General features: G+C 72.3%; 19 protein-coding genes. 9 read left to right on the top strand and 10 right to left on the bottom strand.

The annotated features are described in order from the left end of the window. Window positions 1-18: 18 nt before the first annotated feature. Complete coding sequence (locus tag AC21LY_RS07055) at window positions 19-720, bottom strand: phosphonatase-like hydrolase (RefSeq protein ID WP_489045690.1); 702 nt, start codon at window positions 718-720, stop codon at window positions 19-21. Further along, entirely contained in the window at window positions 717-1,481 is a 765-nt protein-coding gene (locus tag AC21LY_RS07050) for a GntR family transcriptional regulator (protein ID WP_489045688.1), read from the bottom strand. Before AC21LY_RS07050 ends, AC21LY_RS07055 begins: the two co-directional genes overlap by 4 nt. A 155-nt stretch (window positions 1,482-1,636) precedes the next feature. On the opposite strand from AC21LY_RS07050, the gene AC21LY_RS07045 reads away from it, so the two are divergent. Genes AC21LY_RS07045 through AC21LY_RS07025 form a run of 5 tightly spaced genes read left to right on the top strand, consistent with a single transcriptional unit; the run spans window position 1,637 to window position 6,569 of the window. Next, window positions 1,637-2,743 (top strand): TIGR03364 family FAD-dependent oxidoreductase, encoded by a 1,107-nt coding sequence (locus AC21LY_RS07045; protein WP_489045686.1) that lies wholly within the window; start codon window positions 1,637-1,639, stop codon window positions 2,741-2,743. Window positions 2,744-2,801: 58 nt separating this feature from the next. Continuing rightward, window positions 2,802-3,833 carry a 2-aminoethylphosphonate ABC transporter substrate-binding protein gene (locus AC21LY_RS07040; RefSeq protein WP_489045684.1) on the top strand — a complete coding sequence of 344 codons (1,032 nt, stop codon included), beginning with the start codon at window positions 2,802-2,804 and terminating at the stop codon, window positions 3,831-3,833. Beyond that, complete coding sequence (locus AC21LY_RS07035) at window positions 3,830-4,924, top strand: ABC transporter ATP-binding protein (RefSeq protein WP_489045682.1); 1,095 nt, start codon at window positions 3,830-3,832, stop codon at window positions 4,922-4,924. The genes AC21LY_RS07040 and AC21LY_RS07035 overlap by 4 nt, the downstream gene beginning before the upstream one ends. Then, the gene (locus tag AC21LY_RS07030) at window positions 4,921-5,781 is read left to right on the top strand and encodes a 2-aminoethylphosphonate ABC transporter permease subunit (protein WP_489045680.1); all 861 of its coding nucleotides are present in this window, start codon (window positions 4,921-4,923) and stop codon (window positions 5,779-5,781) included. Before AC21LY_RS07035 ends, AC21LY_RS07030 begins: the two co-directional genes overlap by 4 nt. Beyond that, on the top strand, window positions 5,781-6,569 hold the full coding sequence (locus AC21LY_RS07025; RefSeq protein WP_489045678.1) for an ABC transporter permease: 789 nt from the start codon (window positions 5,781-5,783) through the stop codon (window positions 6,567-6,569). Before AC21LY_RS07030 ends, AC21LY_RS07025 begins: the two co-directional genes overlap by 1 nt. Before the next feature lie 62 nt (window positions 6,570-6,631). Here AC21LY_RS07025 and AC21LY_RS07020 read toward each other — a convergent pair whose 3' ends face one another. Beyond that, window positions 6,632-7,540 carry a LysR family transcriptional regulator gene (locus AC21LY_RS07020; RefSeq protein ID WP_489045676.1) on the bottom strand — a complete coding sequence of 303 codons (909 nt, stop codon included), beginning with the start codon at window positions 7,538-7,540 and terminating at the stop codon, window positions 6,632-6,634. A gap of 70 nt (window positions 7,541-7,610) precedes the next feature. Between AC21LY_RS07020 and AC21LY_RS07015 the strand changes: the two genes are divergently transcribed. The 3 genes from AC21LY_RS07015 to AC21LY_RS07005 are packed head-to-tail and all read left to right on the top strand — an operon-like array spanning window position 7,611 to window position 10,052. Continuing rightward, window positions 7,611-8,768, top strand: coding sequence for a TDT family transporter (locus AC21LY_RS07015; RefSeq protein ID WP_489045674.1), 1,158 nt, complete (start codon window positions 7,611-7,613; stop codon window positions 8,766-8,768). A 55-nt stretch (window positions 8,769-8,823) separates the two neighbouring features. Then, window positions 8,824-9,426 carry a hypothetical protein gene (locus tag AC21LY_RS07010; protein ID WP_489045672.1) on the top strand — a complete coding sequence of 201 codons (603 nt, stop codon included), beginning with the start codon at window positions 8,824-8,826 and terminating at the stop codon, window positions 9,424-9,426. 44 nt (window positions 9,427-9,470) lie between these two features. Then, the gene (locus AC21LY_RS07005) at window positions 9,471-10,052 is read left to right on the top strand and encodes a hypothetical protein (protein ID WP_489045670.1); all 582 of its coding nucleotides are present in this window, start codon (window positions 9,471-9,473) and stop codon (window positions 10,050-10,052) included. A 28-nt stretch (window positions 10,053-10,080) separates the two neighbouring features. On the opposite strand, the gene AC21LY_RS07000 is transcribed toward AC21LY_RS07005, so the two are convergent. Beyond that, complete coding sequence (locus AC21LY_RS07000; protein ID WP_489045668.1) at window positions 10,081-11,364, bottom strand: SPFH domain-containing protein; 1,284 nt, start codon at window positions 11,362-11,364, stop codon at window positions 10,081-10,083. A gap of 13 nt (window positions 11,365-11,377) precedes the next feature. Continuing rightward, window positions 11,378-11,809, bottom strand: coding sequence for an NfeD family protein (locus AC21LY_RS06995; RefSeq protein WP_489045666.1), 432 nt, complete (start codon window positions 11,807-11,809; stop codon window positions 11,378-11,380). An 80-nt stretch (window positions 11,810-11,889) separates the two neighbouring features. On the opposite strand from AC21LY_RS06995, the gene AC21LY_RS06990 reads away from it, so the two are divergent. After that, window positions 11,890-12,765: an alpha/beta fold hydrolase gene (locus AC21LY_RS06990; protein ID WP_489045664.1), complete on the top strand. Its 876-nt coding sequence runs from the start codon at window positions 11,890-11,892 to the stop codon at window positions 12,763-12,765. Window position 12,766: 1 nt separating this feature from the next. Here AC21LY_RS06990 and AC21LY_RS06985 read toward each other — a convergent pair whose 3' ends face one another. From AC21LY_RS06985 to AC21LY_RS06965, 5 genes are all read right to left on the bottom strand, one after another. Continuing rightward, window positions 12,767-13,528: a DUF4873 domain-containing protein gene (locus AC21LY_RS06985; protein ID WP_489045979.1), complete on the bottom strand. Its 762-nt coding sequence runs from the start codon at window positions 13,526-13,528 to the stop codon at window positions 12,767-12,769. Continuing rightward, the gene (locus AC21LY_RS06980) at window positions 13,528-14,433 is read right to left on the bottom strand and encodes an AurF N-oxygenase family protein (protein ID WP_489045662.1); all 906 of its coding nucleotides are present in this window, start codon (window positions 14,431-14,433) and stop codon (window positions 13,528-13,530) included. The genes AC21LY_RS06985 and AC21LY_RS06980 overlap by 1 nt, the downstream gene beginning before the upstream one ends. A gap of 69 nt (window positions 14,434-14,502) precedes the next feature. Continuing rightward, window positions 14,503-15,126 (bottom strand): TetR/AcrR family transcriptional regulator, encoded by a 624-nt coding sequence (locus AC21LY_RS06975; RefSeq protein WP_489045660.1) that lies wholly within the window; start codon window positions 15,124-15,126, stop codon window positions 14,503-14,505. Between the two features lie 9 nt (window positions 15,127-15,135). Next, on the bottom strand, window positions 15,136-16,272 hold the full coding sequence (locus AC21LY_RS06970; protein WP_489045658.1) for a serine hydrolase domain-containing protein: 1,137 nt from the start codon (window positions 16,270-16,272) through the stop codon (window positions 15,136-15,138). 89 nt (window positions 16,273-16,361) lie between these two features. Then, window positions 16,362-17,180 carry a DUF3097 domain-containing protein gene (locus tag AC21LY_RS06965; protein WP_489045656.1) on the bottom strand — a complete coding sequence of 273 codons (819 nt, stop codon included), beginning with the start codon at window positions 17,178-17,180 and terminating at the stop codon, window positions 16,362-16,364. Window positions 17,181-17,189: the final 9 nt, after the last annotated feature.

Here is a 17,189-nt window from a genome sequence, read left to right as displayed (position 1 = left end):
AGAAGCTACCGCAAGCCTTCAGTCCTGCGCTGAGGTGTCGAGCAGGGCGGGAATGTCGACGACGCCGCCGAGCACGTGGTCCGCGCCGGCATCGGCGAGCACCCGCCGGTCGGCCTTGCCGGTGAGGACACCTGCGGACACGGCGCCGGCGTTGTTCGCCGCCTGCACGTCGACGGCGGTGTCCCCGGCCGCGAGCACGCGGCGAACGTCGCGGACGCCGGTGCACTCCATCGCGCGCTGGATCATGTACGGCGCCGGGCGACCCGCGGGCACGTCGGAGGTGGTGACCACCGCGTCGACGGCCGCGTCGGCACCGTCGCCGATCTTCCAGCCGAGCGCGGCGAGCAGCGGCAGGGCCACGGCATCGTCGAACCCGGTGGTCAGGGCAACCTTGATCCCCCGGTGCCGCAGCTCGGCGAGCGCGGCGGGCACCCCGTCGATCGCGGTGGGCGGAGTCTCGGCGTACGCCTGCTGCAGGCGCTCCCGGAAGCGCGCGAAACCGGCGTCGACGCGCTCGGGGGTGGGCTCGATGCCACCGAGGCGGAGCAGGTTGGTGATGGCCTCCACCTTGTCGGTGCCCATCCAGACCTGCAGGTCGGCCTGGTCGACGGTGGCCCCGCCGTCCTCGACGGCGCCGCGCAGCGCCTCGTAGACGGCGCCGCCGTCGTCGATCGTGGTGCCGGCCATGTCCAGCGCGACGAGTTCGATGGTGCGGTTCATGCATCTCTCCTGACGGGGACGGAGCGCAACGCCGGGCTCGGCGCCGCGAAGAGGCGGTTCTCGACGATCACGGTGGTCATGCCGGGGACGTAGCGGTCCTCGCCGTATTCGACGACGTCGCCGGCGGCGTCGGTGGTGGTGCGGCGCACCCGCAGCAGGGGTGCGCCCTCCGGGAGGCCGAGCTGGGTCGCGTCCTCGACGGTCGCGGCGACGGCGTCGATCTGGTGGGTGGAGGCGTAGAGGTCGGCGCCGGCGTCCAGGAGGAAGCGGTTCACCGAGCCGGTGTCGGGGTCGAACTCCATGAGCCGCTTGCCGAGCGACCAGACGAAGTACATGGTCTCGCAGAGGGCGGGGGCACCGTCGAGCGTGCGGACCCGCCGGAGCTCGAGCACGGGCTCACCCGGCTTCACCTGCAGGCGCTCGGCGATGTCCGGCGACGCGGGCACCCGCGCCTGGAGGGTGGTGCGCTGCCCGGGTTCGCGGCCCTGTTCGCGGGCCCACGCGGTGAACGAGCCGAGGGCGCTGGCGCTGTGGCTGGGGACGTTGCGGCGGACGATGGGCGAACGGCCCTGGCCGCCGACGATCAGGCCCTCCGCCCGGAGCGTCGCCAGCGCCTGCCGGACCGGCCCGCGGGAGGTGCCGAACTCCTCGCACAACGACGCCTCACTGGGGGCCTGCTCACCCTCCGGCCAGCGACCGGAGGCGATGCGCGCGCGGAACTCGGCGGCGAGGCGTTGATGGAGGGGGTGAGCGGCGACCACGCCATTGAGTATACAAGTCGACACCGATCGAGCCTGGACGCGCGATGAACGTTCGGTGAACGGGCGCCGCACCAGGATGTACAGTGCGCCAACTTGTATAGACATCGATGTATCCGCCTTGCCAAGCACCGCCCCGACCCGCCAGTCTGAGCGTCATGAAGACCGCAACGGACGTTCTCGTCGTCGGGGCCGGCATCGTCGGCCTCGCGCACGCCGTCGAGGCGCTCGACCGGGGCCTGACGGTCACCGTCGTCGAGCGGGACGGCCGCGCCGTCGGCGCATCCGTCCGCAACTTCGGGCACGCGTGCGTGACCGGACAGTCGGGCGACCTCGCCGAGCTCGCACACCTCGCCCGCGAGCGCTGGCTGGACCTGGACGGCCGCGCCGGACTCGGGGTCCGCGCCACCGGCGGCCTCGCGGTCGCCCGGCACGTCACCGAACTCGCCGTCCTCGAGGAACTGGCCGCGGCACGGCCCGACGAGGTCCGCCTCCGCAGCGCCGCCGAGGTCCGGGCGGAGCTCCCCGGTGGCGGCGCCGACGACGTGGTGGGCGGGGCCGCGCTGCTCGCGGACCTGCGGGTGGACCCGCGCGTCACCGTCGCGCGACTGGCCGCCTGGGTCGACGCGCAGCCCGGCGCCGAGGTCCGGTTCGGCACCGCCTACCTCGGCTTCGACGGCGCGCGAGTTCACACCAGCCGCGGCCCGATCGAGGCGCAGCGGGTGATCGTCTGCGTCGGGCACGACCTCGACCATCTGTACCCCGCCTTCGCCGAGGAACACCGGGTGCAGCGCTGCGCCCTGCAGATGGCCCGGACCGCGGATCCCGGCGCCGTCGTGACGCCCGCCGTCCTCACCGCGACCTCGCTGCTGCGCTACCCCGCCTTCGCCGAGACCGCCGCCGCCACGGAACTCCGCACCCGGATGGAGGCCGACCGCCCCGACCTACTGGGCATCGACGCGAACGTCATGTTCACCCAGCGCCCCGACGGCACCCTGCTCATCGGCGACTCGCACCACACCGATGCCGCGGTCGAGCCGTTCCTCGATGAGACGGTCACCGAGACGCTCCGTATCGAGGCGGCCCGCGTCATGGGGCTCGACGGTCTGCGGATCATCGAACGCTGGCAGGGCGTCTACGCCTCCAGCCCCCTGCGCCCCTACCTCGTCGCCGAACCGGAGGAGCGCCTCAGCGTGCGCATCGTGACCTCCGGCGTCGGCATGACCATCGCCCACGGCCTCGCCCGCCGCCACTTCCCGTCCTGACCGACCGAACACCCCGTCACCCCCACCTCCGCTCCACACGAACGAAGGGCACTCCCCCATGCGCATCACCCGTTCCCTCTCCGCGATCACGGCCGTGGCAGCGGTCTTCGCCGTCGCCGCGTGCGGCGGCACCGGCGGCGGCGCCGGCTCCTCGGACACCGTCACCGTCTACAGCGCCGACGGCCTCGGCGACTGGTACAAGGCAGAGTTCGCGGACTTCACCAAGCACACCGGCGTCAAGGTCTCCCTCGTGGAGGCCGGCTCGGGCGAGGTCGTCTCGCGGGCCCAGAAGGAGAAGGCGAATCCCCAGGTCGACGTGCTCGTCACCCTGCCGCCCTTCATCCAGCAGGCGCAGCAGCAGGGCTCGCTGGTGAAGTCCGGCGTCGATACCTCCGCGGTCCCCACGCAGCTCAAGGCGGCCGACGGGACCTACGTGGCGGTCGTCAACAACTACTTCGCGATGATCCGCAACACCGCCGCGCAGCCGAAGCCCGCCGACTGGGCCGAGTTCACCGGCCCCGCCTTCAAGCAGAAGATCCAGTACTCGACCCCCGGCAAGGCCGGCGACGGCACCGCGCTGCTGCTCCTCCTGCAGCACGTCATGGGCAAGGAAGCGGCACTGAAGTACCTCGCCGACCTCCAGCCCAACAACGTCGGCCCGTCGACGTCCACCGGCAAGCTCGGCCCCAAGACCAGCAAGGGCGAGCTGACCGTCGCGAACTCGGACGTCCAGATGGCCCTCGCGGCGATCGCCGCCGACAAGGTCGCCTACGAGGTCTTCTACCCCACGTGGCAGGGCAAGCGGACCACGCTGCCGCTGCCGTACTACATGGGCCTCGCCGACAAGGCGCCGCACGCGGCGAACGGCAAGAAGCTCATGGAGCACCTGCTCTCCAAGGACGTCCAGCAGAACGTTCCCGCCCGCGCCTGGGGCGCGCCCGTCCGCAGCGACGTCACGCCGTCGGGCCAGCAGCGGGACGCCTTCCAGAAGGCGATCGACGGCGTCGAGATCTGGTACCCGAACTGGGACGAGGTCCTCGGCGGGCTGGACGCCGACGTGAAGAGCTATGAGAAGGCGACCGGCCAGTGAGCGCGCCGGATCAGCGCGCCGGGCGCACCGTCGGGGTGCCCAAGGGCCTCGACGACGACGCCGTGGACCGGACGGTCCGCCGGGCGGTCGCCGTCGGGCTGCAGAATGTGAGCGTCGCGTACGGCGACACGGTCGCCCTGCAGGACTGCAGCTTCGAGGTCGCGCGCGGCGAGACCGTCGCCCTGCTCGGGCCGTCCGGTTCCGGCAAGTCGACCGCTCTCAAGGCGATCGCCGGCTTCGAGCGGGTCTCGGCCGGCACCGTCACCATCGACGGCCGCGACGTCACGCACCTCTCGCCCGCGGGGCGCGGCATCGGCATAGTCGTGCAGAGCTACGCCCTGTTCCCGCACATGACGGTGGCGAAGAACGTCGCCTTCGGCCTGCGCTCGCGCGGCGCCGATCGCGCGGAGATCGCGCCCCGCGTGGCGGAGGTGCTCGGCATGGTCGGGATGACGGAGTACGCGGATCGCCTGCCGCGGCAGCTGTCCGGCGGCCAGCAGCAGCGCGTGGCGATCGCCCGCGCGCTCGCCACCCGGCCGAACGTCGTGCTGCTCGACGAGCCGCTCTCGGCGCTCGACGCGGGAATGCGCAAGGACATGCTCGGCGAGCTGCAGCGCCTGCGCGCCGAACTGCCCGACGTCGCGATGGTCTACGTGACGCACGACCAGAGCGAGGCCCTCGCGCTGGCCGACCGCGTCGCGATCATGCGTGACGCCCGGCTCGAGGCGATCGGCACCACCGGCGAGCTCTTCCACCGCCCGCCGACGCGGTTCACCGCGACCTTCCTCGGCGGCGCGGACGTCCTGCCGGGCGGGGCGCTGCACACCTCGCGGCCGCTGCCCGACGGTGACCACCTCCTCGCGGTCCGGCCGTGGGCCTGGCGGTTCACGCGGACGGCACCGTCGAACGGGCTGCGGGTGACCGTCGAGCAGGAGCAGTGGCGCGGCGCCGTCCGGCACGTGACGGCGCGGGTCGCCGACACGGGCGAGAGGATCGGCGTCGACGTGCCGGTGCTCACCGAGGCGCCGCTGCGGGCCGAGACGCTGTGGGTCGAGGTCGATCCCGCCGACGTGATGGTGGTGCCGCAGTGACCGCGGTGCTCGACGCGCCGCCCGGGGCACCGGCGGCGCCCGGCGGCCGATCGTTCGCCGTGCCGCGCTGGGTGTGGGTGCTACCGCCCGTCGCGTTCATCCTCGTCGCCGTCGTGTACCCGCTCGTCGGGATCGTCGCGCGCACGTTCACCGACAAGGCGGAACGCCCAGCAGGGCTCGCCACCTGGCGCGAGACCCTCACCGACGGTGCGGTGCTCAGCGCCCTCGGCACGACGGTGCAGGTCGCGGCGCTGTCGACGGCGGGCTGCCTCGTCGCGGGCACGTTCCTCGCGCTGGTGCTGGCCTTCGTGCCCTTCCCGGGCGCCGCGGCGGTCTCGCGGCTGATCGAGGTCGTGGTCTCCTTCCCGAGCTTCCTCATCCCGCTCGCGCTCGGCGTGCTGCTCGGTCCGGTCGGCGTGGCGCAGTCGCTGGGCGTCCCGACGGGCTCGTTCACCACGTCGCTGTGGGGGGTGGTGCTGGCGGAGATCGCCTTCTACACGCCCTTCGTCGTGCGGCCGATGCTCGCAGCCTTCGGCCAGTTCCCGACGGTGCAGATCGACGTCGCGTCGTCGCTGGGCGCGGGGCCGCTGCGGATCATCGCCCGCGTCATCCTGCCCGCCGTGCTCCCGGCGCTGGCTGCCGCGGGCTCGCTGACCTTCCTGCTCACGCTCAACGAGTTCGGGATCGTGCTGTTCACCGGTGCCAAGGACGTCATCACGGTGCCGATGCTCATCTACACCCGCTCGATCGTCGGCCAGGACTTCGCCTCGGCGGCCGTGCTCGCCACGGTGCAGTTGATCATCTCCATCGGCGCGTACGTCGCGTACCGCCTGCTCATGACGAAGGGAACGCGCTGATGCTGGTGCGCAATCCGGCCGCCCGGGCCGCCGTGTGGGCGGTCTTCGCCGTCGTACTGCTGGGCCTCGTGATCACGCCGATCGCGGTCACGATGATCACGGCGTTCAGCGCGAGCTGGACCTCGGTCCTTCCCTCCGCGCTGACGACGGACCACGTGGCGGGCGTCTTCACCCCCGAGAACGCCGCGAGCATCGCGGTCTCGATCCAGACGGCGCTGCTCGCCTCCGCGCTCGCGGTCGCGGCCGGGACGTGGGCGGCGCTCGCCGTGCCGAGCCTGCCGGGCCGGCTCCGCGGCGCGGTCGACGCGTTCTTCCACCTGCCCGTCGCCGTGCCCTCGGTGGTGGTCGGCCTCGGTGTGCTCGTGGCCTTCTCGGCGCCGCCGCTGGTGCTGGGCGGCACCCCGTCGATCGTGATCCTGGTGCAGGCGATCCTGGTCTTCGCGTTCGCCTACTCGATGGTCTCGGCGGCGGTCTCGCAGCTGGATCCGATGCTGGACAGGGTCGGCGGGTCGCTCGGGGCGTCGCCGGCACGACTGCTGCTGATGGTGCGCCTGCCGCTGCTGCTGCCGTCGATCGCCGCGGCGGCCGGACTGTCGATCGCGTTGTGCATGGGCGAGCTCGGCGCGACGATCATGGTCTACCCCGCGTCGTGGCGGACGTTGCCCGTCACGGTGTTCACCCAGTCCGACCGCGGCGACCTGTTCGGCGCGGCGGCGAACACGATGTTCCTCGTGCTGGTCACGGTGGTGATCCTCGGCGCGCTCTCGGCCTTCCGGCGGCGCAGCTGACCGTCAGCGCGGTGGTCCCGCGGCACGCCTGATACTCCGCGCCTGGTCGGTGGTTCCGCCCGTCAGCGCGGTGGCCCCGCGGCACGCCCGCTCGCCACGGCCGTCAGAGTGTCGACCACCTCGCGCGGTGCGGCGTCCTTACGCCGCACCGCACGCAGGTGGCGGCGCAGGTCGATGCCCTCGGTCGCGACTTCGACGAGCCTGCCGTCGCGCAGCTCGGCCGCGACCGCGAGCTCGCTCAGCACCGCGACCCGCCCGCCCGCGGCGACCATGATCTTCACGGCCGCGTTCGTGCCCAGGGCGATGGACCGCGGGTTCGGCTCGAGTCCCAGCCGCCGCAGCGCCGCCTCGAGGGCGTCCCGGGTGCCCGCCCCCGGTTCGCGGGTCACCAGCGGGAGTTCCGCGAGTTCGGCGGCGGTCACCGGCCGGTCACCGCGCCGGCGCGCCAGGCGATCGCCGGACGCCGCCACCAGCACCATCCGGTCGGTCCGGACGGTCCGCGCGGCGAGGTCGCCGGGCACCGTCGGGCCTTCGACGAATCCCAGGTCGGCGACGTGGCTGCGCACCTCCGCGATCACCGCGGCCGAGTTGCCGACCGTCAGGTGCACCGGCTCGTCGGTGTACTCGCGCAGGCGGGCGAGCCACGCCGGCATGAGGTACTCGGCGATCGTCTGGCTGCACGCGATGCGCACGGTGTGGTCGAACCGGAGTGCATCCGCGCCGGTCTGCAGCGCCGCCATCGCACTGACGACGGTGCGCGCCCACTCGGTGACGGCGGCCCCCTCGGGGGTCAGCTCCGCGCCCCGCGTCCGGCGATCCAACAGGTCCAGGCGCAGTTGTCGTTCCAGGTGGCGCAGCCGCGAACTCGCGCTGGGCTGTGAGATCTCGCACGCGCGGGCGGCGGCGGAGATCGAGCCGAGGTCGGCGACGGCCACGAGGAGGCGGAGCGAGTCGACCGACGGGGTTTCCATAGCCCGAGTCTATGGGTAGATAGCCCGGCTGTGGGTTCCGATCGGCGCGCGCCGCCGACAGAGTGGTCCTATGCACGCGACGATCACCCGCTCCCGCACCGCCGGCACCGTCCGGTCCGGGTTCCTGCGCGACCTGCGCGGCCCCCGGGAGGCCTTCTCCAATCTCACGCCCAACTGGTTCGCGTCCGTGATGGGCACCGGCATCATCGCCAATGCGGCCGTGAGCCTTCCGGTGCACGTCCCCGGCCTCCGGATCGCCGCCGCCGGGATGTGGGTACTCGCGGCGACCCTGCTCGCCGTCCTCACCGCCGGCACCGTCGCGCACTGGATCCGATACCCCGCGTTCGCCCGCCGCCACCACCGCGACCCGGTGATCGGCAACTTCTACGGCGCGATGGCGATGGCCTTCCTCACGGTCGGGATCGGCGCCGTACTGGTCGGGCGGGACTGGATCGGGCTCACCGCCGCGCTGGCGCTGGGCACCGCGCTGTGGGTGATCGGCACGGCACTGGGCCTGTTCTTCGCGGTGGCGATCCCCGTGCTGATGATCCGCGGCGGCAACTACCGCGCGGACACCGCCTTCGCCGGCTGGCTGATGCCGGTCGTCTCCCCCATGGTCACGGCGGCCGGCGGCGCCGTGCTGCTGCCGTATGCGGCCGCGGGCGCCGTGCGCACATCGCTGCTCTGGTTCAGCTACGGCTGCTTCGCCTTCACCCTGGCCGCCTCGCTGGTCGTGCTGCCCGCGGTGATCCTGCGCCTCCTGCGCGGCCCCCTGTGGGCGCCCGCGATGATCCCCACGACGTGGATCGTCCTCGGCCCGCTGGGACAGTCCATCACCGCGGCGAACAGCCTCGGCGCCACCGCCCACCTCACGGTCGGCGACGACCTCGCCGCCGCCCTCCAGCGCTTCGGCACCGACTACGGCTGGACCGTCACCGTGGCGGTCCTGATGTGGACCGCGGTCGCCCTCGTACTCACCGCCCGCACGGCGCTGGGAACAGTGGACGGCCTGCCGTACGCGCTGACCTGGTGGTCCTTCACCTTCCCCGTCGGGACCTGCGCCACGGGTTTCAGCGCCATGGCGGCGGCGACCGGGGCACCCGGATACACCGCGCTCGCGGTCGCGTACTTCCTGGGCCTGGTATGCGGCTGGACGGCCGCGGCCCGGGGCACGGTGCACGCACTCCGCAGTGGCGCGCTCCTGCGCCACCCCGAGCTCACGCACTGACACCAGCAAGCTTGAAGCCTTGCGATATGATATCGCAAGGCTTTAAACTTGCGCAATGATCGTTCTCACCGCGGACCAGCGCGACAGCCGCTCCGACACGGATCGAGTGGAGGCGGCGCGCACCCTCCTCGCGCCGCTCGCTTGGCTCCGCCCGCCCGATCGCACCGCGGGCGACGAGCTGCAGGCCGTCACAGACGATGCCGGGGTCGCAGTGGACGCGGCACTGGCACTGCTCGCCGACGGGCACTGGAGCGTGGGCATCGGGGTCGGGCCCGTCGAGTCGCCGCTCCCCGCCCAGACCCGGGCGGGCCGCGGCCGCGCCTTCGAGGCGGCGCGCGAGGCCGTCGAGGCGGCGAAGGGCGCGGCCGTCCCCCTGCAGGTCCGGTCCGCCGACGCCGCCGGCGCGGCCCGCGCCGAGGCGATCCTGTCAGTGCTCGGCCTTATCGTGGGCCGCAGATCACGGGAGGGACAGGAGGTGACCGCATTGCTGAACACCGGCATGTCGATCACGGCGGCCGCCGCGGAACTCGGCATCTCGAGGCAGGCGGCCTCGCAGCGTGCGGCGGCGGCGGGCTGGTCGGTGGAGCCGGCCGGCCGCGCGCTGGCCGTGGAGCTGCTGGCCGAGACGGCCGGTGCGAGCGCGGAGGCCGGCCGGTAATCGCGGTCGTCGTCGCGCTCCTGCTGGCCGCCGCGGTGGGCGGCGTGCTCGCGGCGCGTCGCGGAGCACACGGCGCCGCCGGCCTCGCCTGGACCGCGGTGCCGGCCGTGCTCCTCGCGGCCGCCGCCGTGGTCGCGCTCGCGACCCCCGCGGCCACCGGCTTCGGCCTCGCCGCGGTGCGCGTCGCGGCCGTCCTCGCGGCGATGGCCGGCGGCAGCGTGCTCGTCACCACCGCGTTCGCGCTGGCCGGAGCCACGGGCGAGGACGAACCCGGCGGGGCCCCGGCGGACGGCACGGAACCCGGCTCCGACGCGACCGCGATGCCGGATCCGCATCCGGACGAAGACGAGCACGCGCTGCCGGACCCCGAGCCCACCGACGAGCCGGTGGCAGACTCGCCGCTGCGGGGTGGCCTGGCGATCGGCGTCCTCGAGCGCGCGGCGATCGCCGTCTGCGTGCTCGCCTCGTTCGGCGCGGGTCTCGCGGTCATCGTCGCCGCCAAGGGGCTCGCGCGCTACCCCGAACTGCGCCACCCGGGCGCGGCGGAGCAGTTCATCATCGGGACCTTCGTCTCTGTGCTCTGGGCCGTCGGCTGCGCCGGCGTGGCCGTCGCCGTGGTGCGCTGACGACGACTCCGCCCGGCGGGCCGCGCCGTCAGCGTTCGTGCGGCGGCGGCGGCGCGGCGTAGCCCGGCTGCTGCACCTGGTACGGCGAGGGCTGCTGCCAGTGCGCCGCACCGTGGCCCAGCGGAAGCTGCGCGGTCGAGTCCGCCGGAACATCCGCGTCCTCCGGCGCGGCCGGGGACGGCGTACCGGTGGGCGCGGTTCCGGCGGGCGCGGTCCCGGTGGGCGCGACCGGTGCGTCGGGCACCTCGTCCTTGGTCACCACCACCGGCGCCACGGGCTCCGGCGTGCTGAACCAGCCCTCGGTGTCGATGTCCGGCGCGGTCTCGGGGCCGCCCTCGGACGGCTCGAACCGGAAGACCCCGTCGGAACCGGGGGTACCGAGGTTGCGCATGAAGCCCTGGAGTGCGGCATTGAAGTCGCTCGGCACCACCCAGACCTTGTTCGCGTCCCCCTGCGCCATCTCGGGCAACGTCTGCAGGTACTGGTAGGCGAGCAGTTCCGGCGTGGGCCGGCCCGCCTTGATGGCCGAGAAAGTGGTCTCGATGGCCTTCGCCTCGCCCTGGGCTTCGAGGTAGGCCGCGGCCCGCCGGCCCTCGGCGCGCAGGATCTCGGCCTGGCGATCGGCCTCCGCGGAGAGGATGGCCGCCTGGCGCTCGCCCTCCGCCAGCAGGATCCGGCTGGCCTTGTCACCCTCGGCCGACTTGATCGCCGCCTCCCGGTGCCCTTCGGCGGAAAGGATGGTCGCGCGCTTCTCGCGGTCGGCCTTCATCTGCTTCTCCATCGACTCCTGGATCGACGGGGGCGGGAAGATCGACTTGAGTTCCACGCGCGCCACCCGCAGGCCCCACCGCGAGGTGGCCTCGTCAAGCACGCCGCGGAGCTGGCCGTTGATCTTCTCGCGCGAGGTCAGCGTCTCCTCCAGCGTCATGCCGCCGACCACGTTGCGCAGCGTGGTGGTGGTGATCTGCTCGACGCCGACCACGTAGTTGCTGATCTCGTAGACCGCGGCCTCGGGCCGGGTCACCTGGAAGTAGACGACGGTGTCGATGTTCACCGTCAGGTTGTCCTGCGTGATCACCGGCTGGGGCGGGAAGGAGACGACCTGCTCCCGCAGATCCACCCGGGCGCGGACCTTGTCGATGAACGGGATCAGCAGCGCCAGCTGACCCGAGACCGTGCGGGTGTAGCGGCCCAGCCGCTCGATCACGGCGGCCTGGGCCTGCGGCACGAGCACCAGCGCCTTCACCAGCACGACCACCGCCGCGAGGATCAGCAGCAGGAGTACGACCAGTCCGATTCCTATGCCCTCCATGGAAATTCCTCTCTCAGCTGTCGACCACGACGGCGACCGCGCCGTCGATCTCGACGATGGTCACCTCCACACCCACGGGGATCGCCGCACCGTCGTACGGCGTCCGCGCGGACCACTGCTCCCCGCCGATCAGCACGCGGCCGCCCTCGCCCGAGACGGACTCCAGGACCGTGGCCCGCGAGCCGGGCAGGGATTCCAGGTACGACGGTGCCTCGCCCCGCTTGCTCTCGACGTACCGCCGCAGCGGCGGCCGCACGAGCAGCAGCAGGAGCACGGACGAGACCGCGAAGACGACGCCCTGCCCCCACAGGGGAAGGTCGAACAGCCCCGTGGCGCCGGCCGTCACCAGCGCTCCGCCACCCAACATGAGCAGCGTGAACTCACCGGCCGCGACCTCGGCGACGGCCAGCACGATCGCCCCGATGAGCCACAGCGCCGCTGTCATACCTCGATCCTGCCAGAATCGGACACCTGCTGCGAGGACTCGCCGTGTTAGGTTCACCTAACACCTGACGAGGAGGTCACATGCACACACAGGGCGAGAGCAGGTTCATCGCGCTGCGGGACGGCAGGCGCCTGCACGCCGCGGTCCTCGAGGGGCCGCCCGGCGCGCCCGTCGTGGTCTTCGAAGCCGGTGCGGCCGCCAGCAGATCGTCATGGGCGGCGGTGCAGCCTCCGGTCTCCGAGTTCGCTACCGCGGTGGCCTACGACCGGTCCGGACTCGGGCGCAGCGCGCCGGCCCCGGTGGGTCGCACGCTCGACCGGATGGCCGACGACCTGAACGAGCTGCTCGACGGACTCGGCTCCAACCGGCGTTTCGTCCTCGTCGGACACAGCGCGGGCGGGCCCATCGTCCGGCTCGCGGCGTCCCGTCGACCCGAGCGCATCGACGGCCTGGTGCTGGTCGACCCCACCGACGAGGCCGCCGACATGCTCTTCGGCCGCACGTTCCGGATGCTCGAGCGGGTGATGATCGGGGCGGGCGGCGTACTGGCGCGACTCGGCCTCTTCGAGCGGATGTACGCCCACCAGTTCAAGGACGCCCCCGCCGACGTCATGGCCGACGCCGCGGCCGAGGCCTTCACCCCCGCCGTGCTGACGACGTACGGCCGGCAGGCGAAGACCTTCCTCAGCGAGTTGGAGACGTGGCGGGCCACTCCGCCTGAGCTCGGCGGCGTGCCGGTCACCGTCATCTCCGGCGCGAACACCGGCAACGGCATGACCTCCGCGCGCCGCACCGCGGCCAACGCCTCGCACGCGACGCGGGCCGCAGCGTACCCGAACGGCCGGCACGTGATCGCCGAGAACTCGGCACACCTCGTTCCCCTGACCGATCCGGAGCTGATCGTCGACGAGATCCGCCGACTCGTCTCCGCGCCCGGGCCGGCCGGCCGGAGCTGAATCAGAGCGGATACGGCGGTGCGCCGACGCCCACGAGGCGGTAGGTGCCCCAGACGGTCCGGTCGGTCACCATGGCGGGCGAGCCCTCGCCCGCGCCGATGGACACCGTCACGCTACCGCGGGGCATCTTCTTCAGCGCCGCACCGATATCCAGGTCGTCGACGGTGCCGTACCAGTGGTAGTTGCCGTCGAGCGGCTCGAGGTGCCCGGCGAGCCGCACGGGCGAGACCGCCTCGTAGTCGCCGGAGCGCAGGACCGCGGGGCCGGCGTAGACGCCCTCGTCGCGGACGTGGTCGTTCGACAGGTCGATCGCATCCCGGTCCGGCCGCGACGGGATCCGCCGGCCGCGCTGGATCCAGCGCGCGGTGACCGGCGGGCGGGAGAGGATCCGGGTGGCCGCCTCGGCGTACATCCAGCGCAGCCACGTCCGCAGGGTGTCGAGCCGCGTGGCCGAGCCGTCGAGGAGCACGAGGTTCGGGACACCGTCGACCAGCATGCCCAGGTACGCCCGCTCGGCATCCGCGGGCCCGACGGTGCGCGGCGCCGGCACGCGAGGGTCGAGCGCGGGAACGGCGATCTCGGTACTCGCGCCGGACAGGACCACGAGGTCGTAGTCCGTCTCACCGGCGGGCGTACCGAGCGACCAGGCGTCGCGGTCGGGCGCGAACCGCAGACTCACCACATCCGACGGTGCCACGACGGCACCGTCGAGCCCGGGGACGCGCGATCCGATGACGACGATCCGGGGGCCGTCCTGCGGCATCACGCGAGAAACCCCGCCTTCTTCCACGACCACCGCGCGAGCGGGCCCATCAGGCCGACGGAGTCGAGGAAGCGCCCGAGGTCGCGGAAGCCGTCCTGCTTGGCCTTGATGTGATGCGGGTTGGTGATCGCGGCGCGGTAGGCGGCCTTCGGATCGAGGCCGGCGCGGGCGTACATGCGCGGGTTCGCGAACAGCATCCGGAAGCCGAAGGCCGCACCGGCGTGCAGGTTCCCGACGATCAGGGTCTGGAGGCGGCTGCGGTCGGCGACGCCGCGCCGGGCTCCGTCGCGGGCGTAGCCGATGTGCCGCGCCTCCTCGGTGACGTGGATCTGCATGAGCCGCGCCACGATGGGCTGCAGCTCCGGATCGTCCTTGATCTGACGCTGCTGCGCGTCGAAGATCTCCTCGCCGACCAGGGCGGCGATCCACACCGCCTGCCCGCGGATCACGGGTGCGAGCACGTACTTCACGACGGCGAGCTGCCATCCGCGCAGGCGGTAGGGGCGCTCCCCGACCCGGTCGATGACCTTGCCGAACATCACCATGTGCCGGCACTCGTCGCCCATCTCGGTGAGCGAGTAGAAGGCATCCCGCGAGGTGGGGTCCTTCGACAGCAGGTCACGGAGCAGCAGGCGGTTGAGGAGGTTCTCGAACCAGATGCCCATCGAGAGCAGGTTCACCATCTCCTGCCTGGAGAGCGCGATCTGCTCCGTACGGGACATGCCGTTCCAGATGTCGGTGCCGTAGAGCGTGCACATGTGCGGCGGCAGGAAGAACTTGTCGGGGTCGATCGGGGCGTCCCAGTCGATGTCGACGACGGGAGCGTACGAGCGCTTGACGGAGCCGCCGAGGAGCCGGTCGGCAACCGCGTCCCGGGTGCGTTCGGGCGAAGTCGTATCGGTCATGTGGGTAACGTAACACCACCGATGGACAGAGTCCATCATTTTGTCTATCTGCGCAGCGTGCGAGGCTGTCTATCGCACGAACTGGGCCCGCGCGGGGATCACGAAAGTCTCGGCGTACCGCCTGCCGGCCTCGATGTTGGCGCTGCTCGGACCGCGATGATCCGGACCGTCGACCGCACCCTCCACCGGCGGCAGCGGCGTCAGGAGCAGCGAGTGCAGCTGCCGCACGAAGAAGTCCGCCAGCGCGCCCACGTCGGCGTCGTCGCGGTACTCGCCGCGACGGATCTCCTGGAGGAAGAAGCGCCGGCCCCGCTGGATCTGCGGCGAGTCGCCGTGGATGTACGGCAGGATCAGCGCCGGATTCATCGCCAGCACACGCTGCAGGGCGCGGTGCTCGCGCAGGTACGCGTAGGCGAAGGCGAAGCCCGCCGCGAGCCGCTCGTCGTTGTCCTCGATCGGATCGGCGTAGTCGTGGATCCGATCGAAGAACTTGTCCAGCTCACTGGTGACGACGGCCTCCACCAGCGCGTCCTTACCGGTGAAGTGCTGGTAGAGCGTCGCGCGCGCGAGCCGGGCCCGCTTGGCGAGCGCGCCCATCGAGATCCGGGTCAGACCCGCCTCGTCGACCCAGTCGAGCGCGGCCCGCAGGATCTGCTGCCGGGTGTCGGGTTTCGTCGTCGGGGTCGATGCCACCAGCTGATCCTACGAGGCGAGCGCACCGAGGATCGCGGATACGTACCGCTCGGACCGATCCGAGCCGATGATCCCCGGCCCCATCCTGTTCATGACGTACGAGATCGTCAGCCCGCGATCGCGGAACATCGCCGTCATCGAGCCGCCCCAGCCGCCCCAGAAGCACACCCGCTCATCGGTCGGCAGGTACGGAACGGTCTGCGGCTCCGGCAGCCCCAGCCCGATCCCCCACCGCAGTGGCACGCCGAGAACCAGATCCACGCCGTTCGCCTGCTCCTCGAAGATGCGATCGACGGTCGCGGGCGCGAGCCGCACCCCGTCGACCTCGCCCCGGGAGATCACCGACAGCGCCCGGGCCAGGGCGCGGGCGTTGGTATGGCCGTTCAGCGCGCCCATGTCTGCCCGGCGCCAGGCCGTCGTGTTCGCCGCAGCGGCGCTGGCCACCGGGCCGGTGAAGGTCTTGACGACCACCGACTCCGGATCGAGCGCCGCGAGGTCGAACGGGAGCGGGGGCGGCGGAACGACCTCGGCGATCCGCGCGTCGTCGGCCGCGGTCGCGCCGATCTGCAGGTCCACGCCCAGCGGTCCGGCGATCTCCTGCCTGACGAAGTCCGCAAGGGAGAGTCCCGTCACCCGGCGCACCACCTCACCGAGCAGGTGCCCCTGGTTGTTGGCGTGGTAGCCCGACGCGGACCCCGGCTCGAACCACGGCGCCTGCCGCGCGAGCTGCGCGGTCGCCTTCTCCCAGTCGTACATGTCCTCGACCGTCCAGGGCTTCTCCCACCCGCTGACGCCCGAGGTGTGCGCCATCAGGTGCCGGACCAGCACGGACTCCTTGCCGTTCTGGGCGAACTCCGGCCAGTACCGTGCGACCGGCGCGTCCAGGTCGACCAGCCCGCGGTCGGCGAGGAGGAGCACCGCGAGCGCCGTGACCTCCTTCGTCGTGGACCAGACGTTGACGATGGTGTCGCGCTCCCACGGCAGGGTGCGGGCCGCATCCCGGTATCCGCCCCACAGGTCGACGGCGAGGTCGCCGTCGACGTCCACGGCGATCGCCGCGCCCAGCTCGTTGCCGCTCTCGAGCTCCTCGACCAGAGCGTCGCGCACACCCTCGAACCGTGTCTCGCAGGACCCGTTGACCACCATCTCAGCCTCCTGACTGAACGCTTGCTTACCAAGGGGAGGCTAGCGGGCAGCGACTCTCCGAGGGATGGGTTTGCCCGTATTCCGCGTGGTCAGTCGGGTTCGGTGACGAAGTCGACCAGTCGTTCGACGGCGCCGATCAGCGTGGCGTCCAGATCCCGGAACGAGGTGACCGCGCCCTGCACCCGGCGCCAGCCGTCCTGCGGGGTGCCCCAGCCGAGCCGCCGGCAGGTTCCGGTCTTCCAGTCCTCGCCGCGCGGCACGTCCGGCCAGGCGTCGATGCCCACGGAGGCGGGTTTCACGGCGGCCCAGATGTCGATGAACGGATGGCCGGTGACCATGACGTACTTCCCCAGCGACTGGGTCATCCGGGACTCCTTCGAGCCCTCCACCAGGTGGTCGGCGAGCACGCCGACCTTGCGCCCGGGACCGGGCCGGAACTCGGCGAGCCGGGCGCCGAGGTGGTCAAGCCCCTCGAGCTGCTCGACGACGACGCCTTCGACCCGCAGGTCGTGCCCCCACACCCGCTCGACGAGCGCGGCGTCGTGGATGCCCTCCACCCAGATCCGGCTCGGCAGCGCGACCCGCGCCTTCACGCCCTCGACGCGGGTCGAGCCCGACGCGCTGCGCACGGGTCCCGACGGTGCCTTCGCGCGCGGTTTCACCAGCGTGACGGGCTTCCCGTCGATGAGGAACGCCGCCTTGCGCATCGCGAAGACGCGGACCGCCCCGCGGCCGTCCTCGAGCTTGACGAAGTCACCGTCGTAGCTCTTGTCGAAGCCGACGACGGCTCCGCAGAAGCCCGTCGCCGCGTCCTCGACCACGAGATCGCGGTCCGCCGCAACCTCGGGAACGACGCGCGCCTTCTTGCTCGCGTGCCCGGCGTAGATGTCTCCATAGCTGTTCGCCACGGCGACGAA

The sequence above is a fragment of the Tsukamurella sp. II2bb genome, from assembly GCF_057815145.1.
The sequence above is the reverse complement of the archived record's forward strand: the minus strand, read 5'-3'. Positions and strand labels throughout refer to the sequence as shown.

Coding starts and splice junctions, on each gene's coding strand:
- AC21LY_RS07055 (WP_489045690.1), bottom strand. CDS start 720: ATGAACCGCACCATCGAACTCGTCGCGCTGGACATGGCCGGCACCACG.
- AC21LY_RS07045 (WP_489045686.1), top strand. CDS start 1,637: ATGAAGACCGCAACGGACGTTCTCGTCGTCGGGGCCGGCATCGTCGGC.
- AC21LY_RS07040 (WP_489045684.1), top strand. CDS start 2,802: ATGCGCATCACCCGTTCCCTCTCCGCGATCACGGCCGTGGCAGCGGTC.
- AC21LY_RS07025 (WP_489045678.1), top strand. CDS start 5,781: ATGCTGGTGCGCAATCCGGCCGCCCGGGCCGCCGTGTGGGCGGTCTTC.
- AC21LY_RS07020 (WP_489045676.1), bottom strand. CDS start 7,540: ATGGAAACCCCGTCGGTCGACTCGCTCCGCCTCCTCGTGGCCGTCGCC.
- AC21LY_RS07015 (WP_489045674.1), top strand. CDS start 7,611: ATGCACGCGACGATCACCCGCTCCCGCACCGCCGGCACCGTCCGGTCC.
- AC21LY_RS07010 (WP_489045672.1), top strand. CDS start 8,824: ATGATCGTTCTCACCGCGGACCAGCGCGACAGCCGCTCCGACACGGAT.
- AC21LY_RS07000 (WP_489045668.1), bottom strand. CDS start 11,364: ATGGAGGGCATAGGAATCGGACTGGTCGTACTCCTGCTGCTGATCCTC.
- AC21LY_RS06995 (WP_489045666.1), bottom strand. CDS start 11,809: ATGACAGCGGCGCTGTGGCTCATCGGGGCGATCGTGCTGGCCGTCGCC.
- AC21LY_RS06990 (WP_489045664.1), top strand. CDS start 11,890: ATGCACACACAGGGCGAGAGCAGGTTCATCGCGCTGCGGGACGGCAGG.
- AC21LY_RS06985 (WP_489045979.1), bottom strand. CDS start 13,528: ATGCCGCAGGACGGCCCCCGGATCGTCGTCATCGGATCGCGCGTCCCC.
- AC21LY_RS06980 (WP_489045662.1), bottom strand. CDS start 14,433: ATGACCGATACGACTTCGCCCGAACGCACCCGGGACGCGGTTGCCGAC.
- AC21LY_RS06970 (WP_489045658.1), bottom strand. CDS start 16,272: ATGGTGGTCAACGGGTCCTGCGAGACACGGTTCGAGGGTGTGCGCGAC.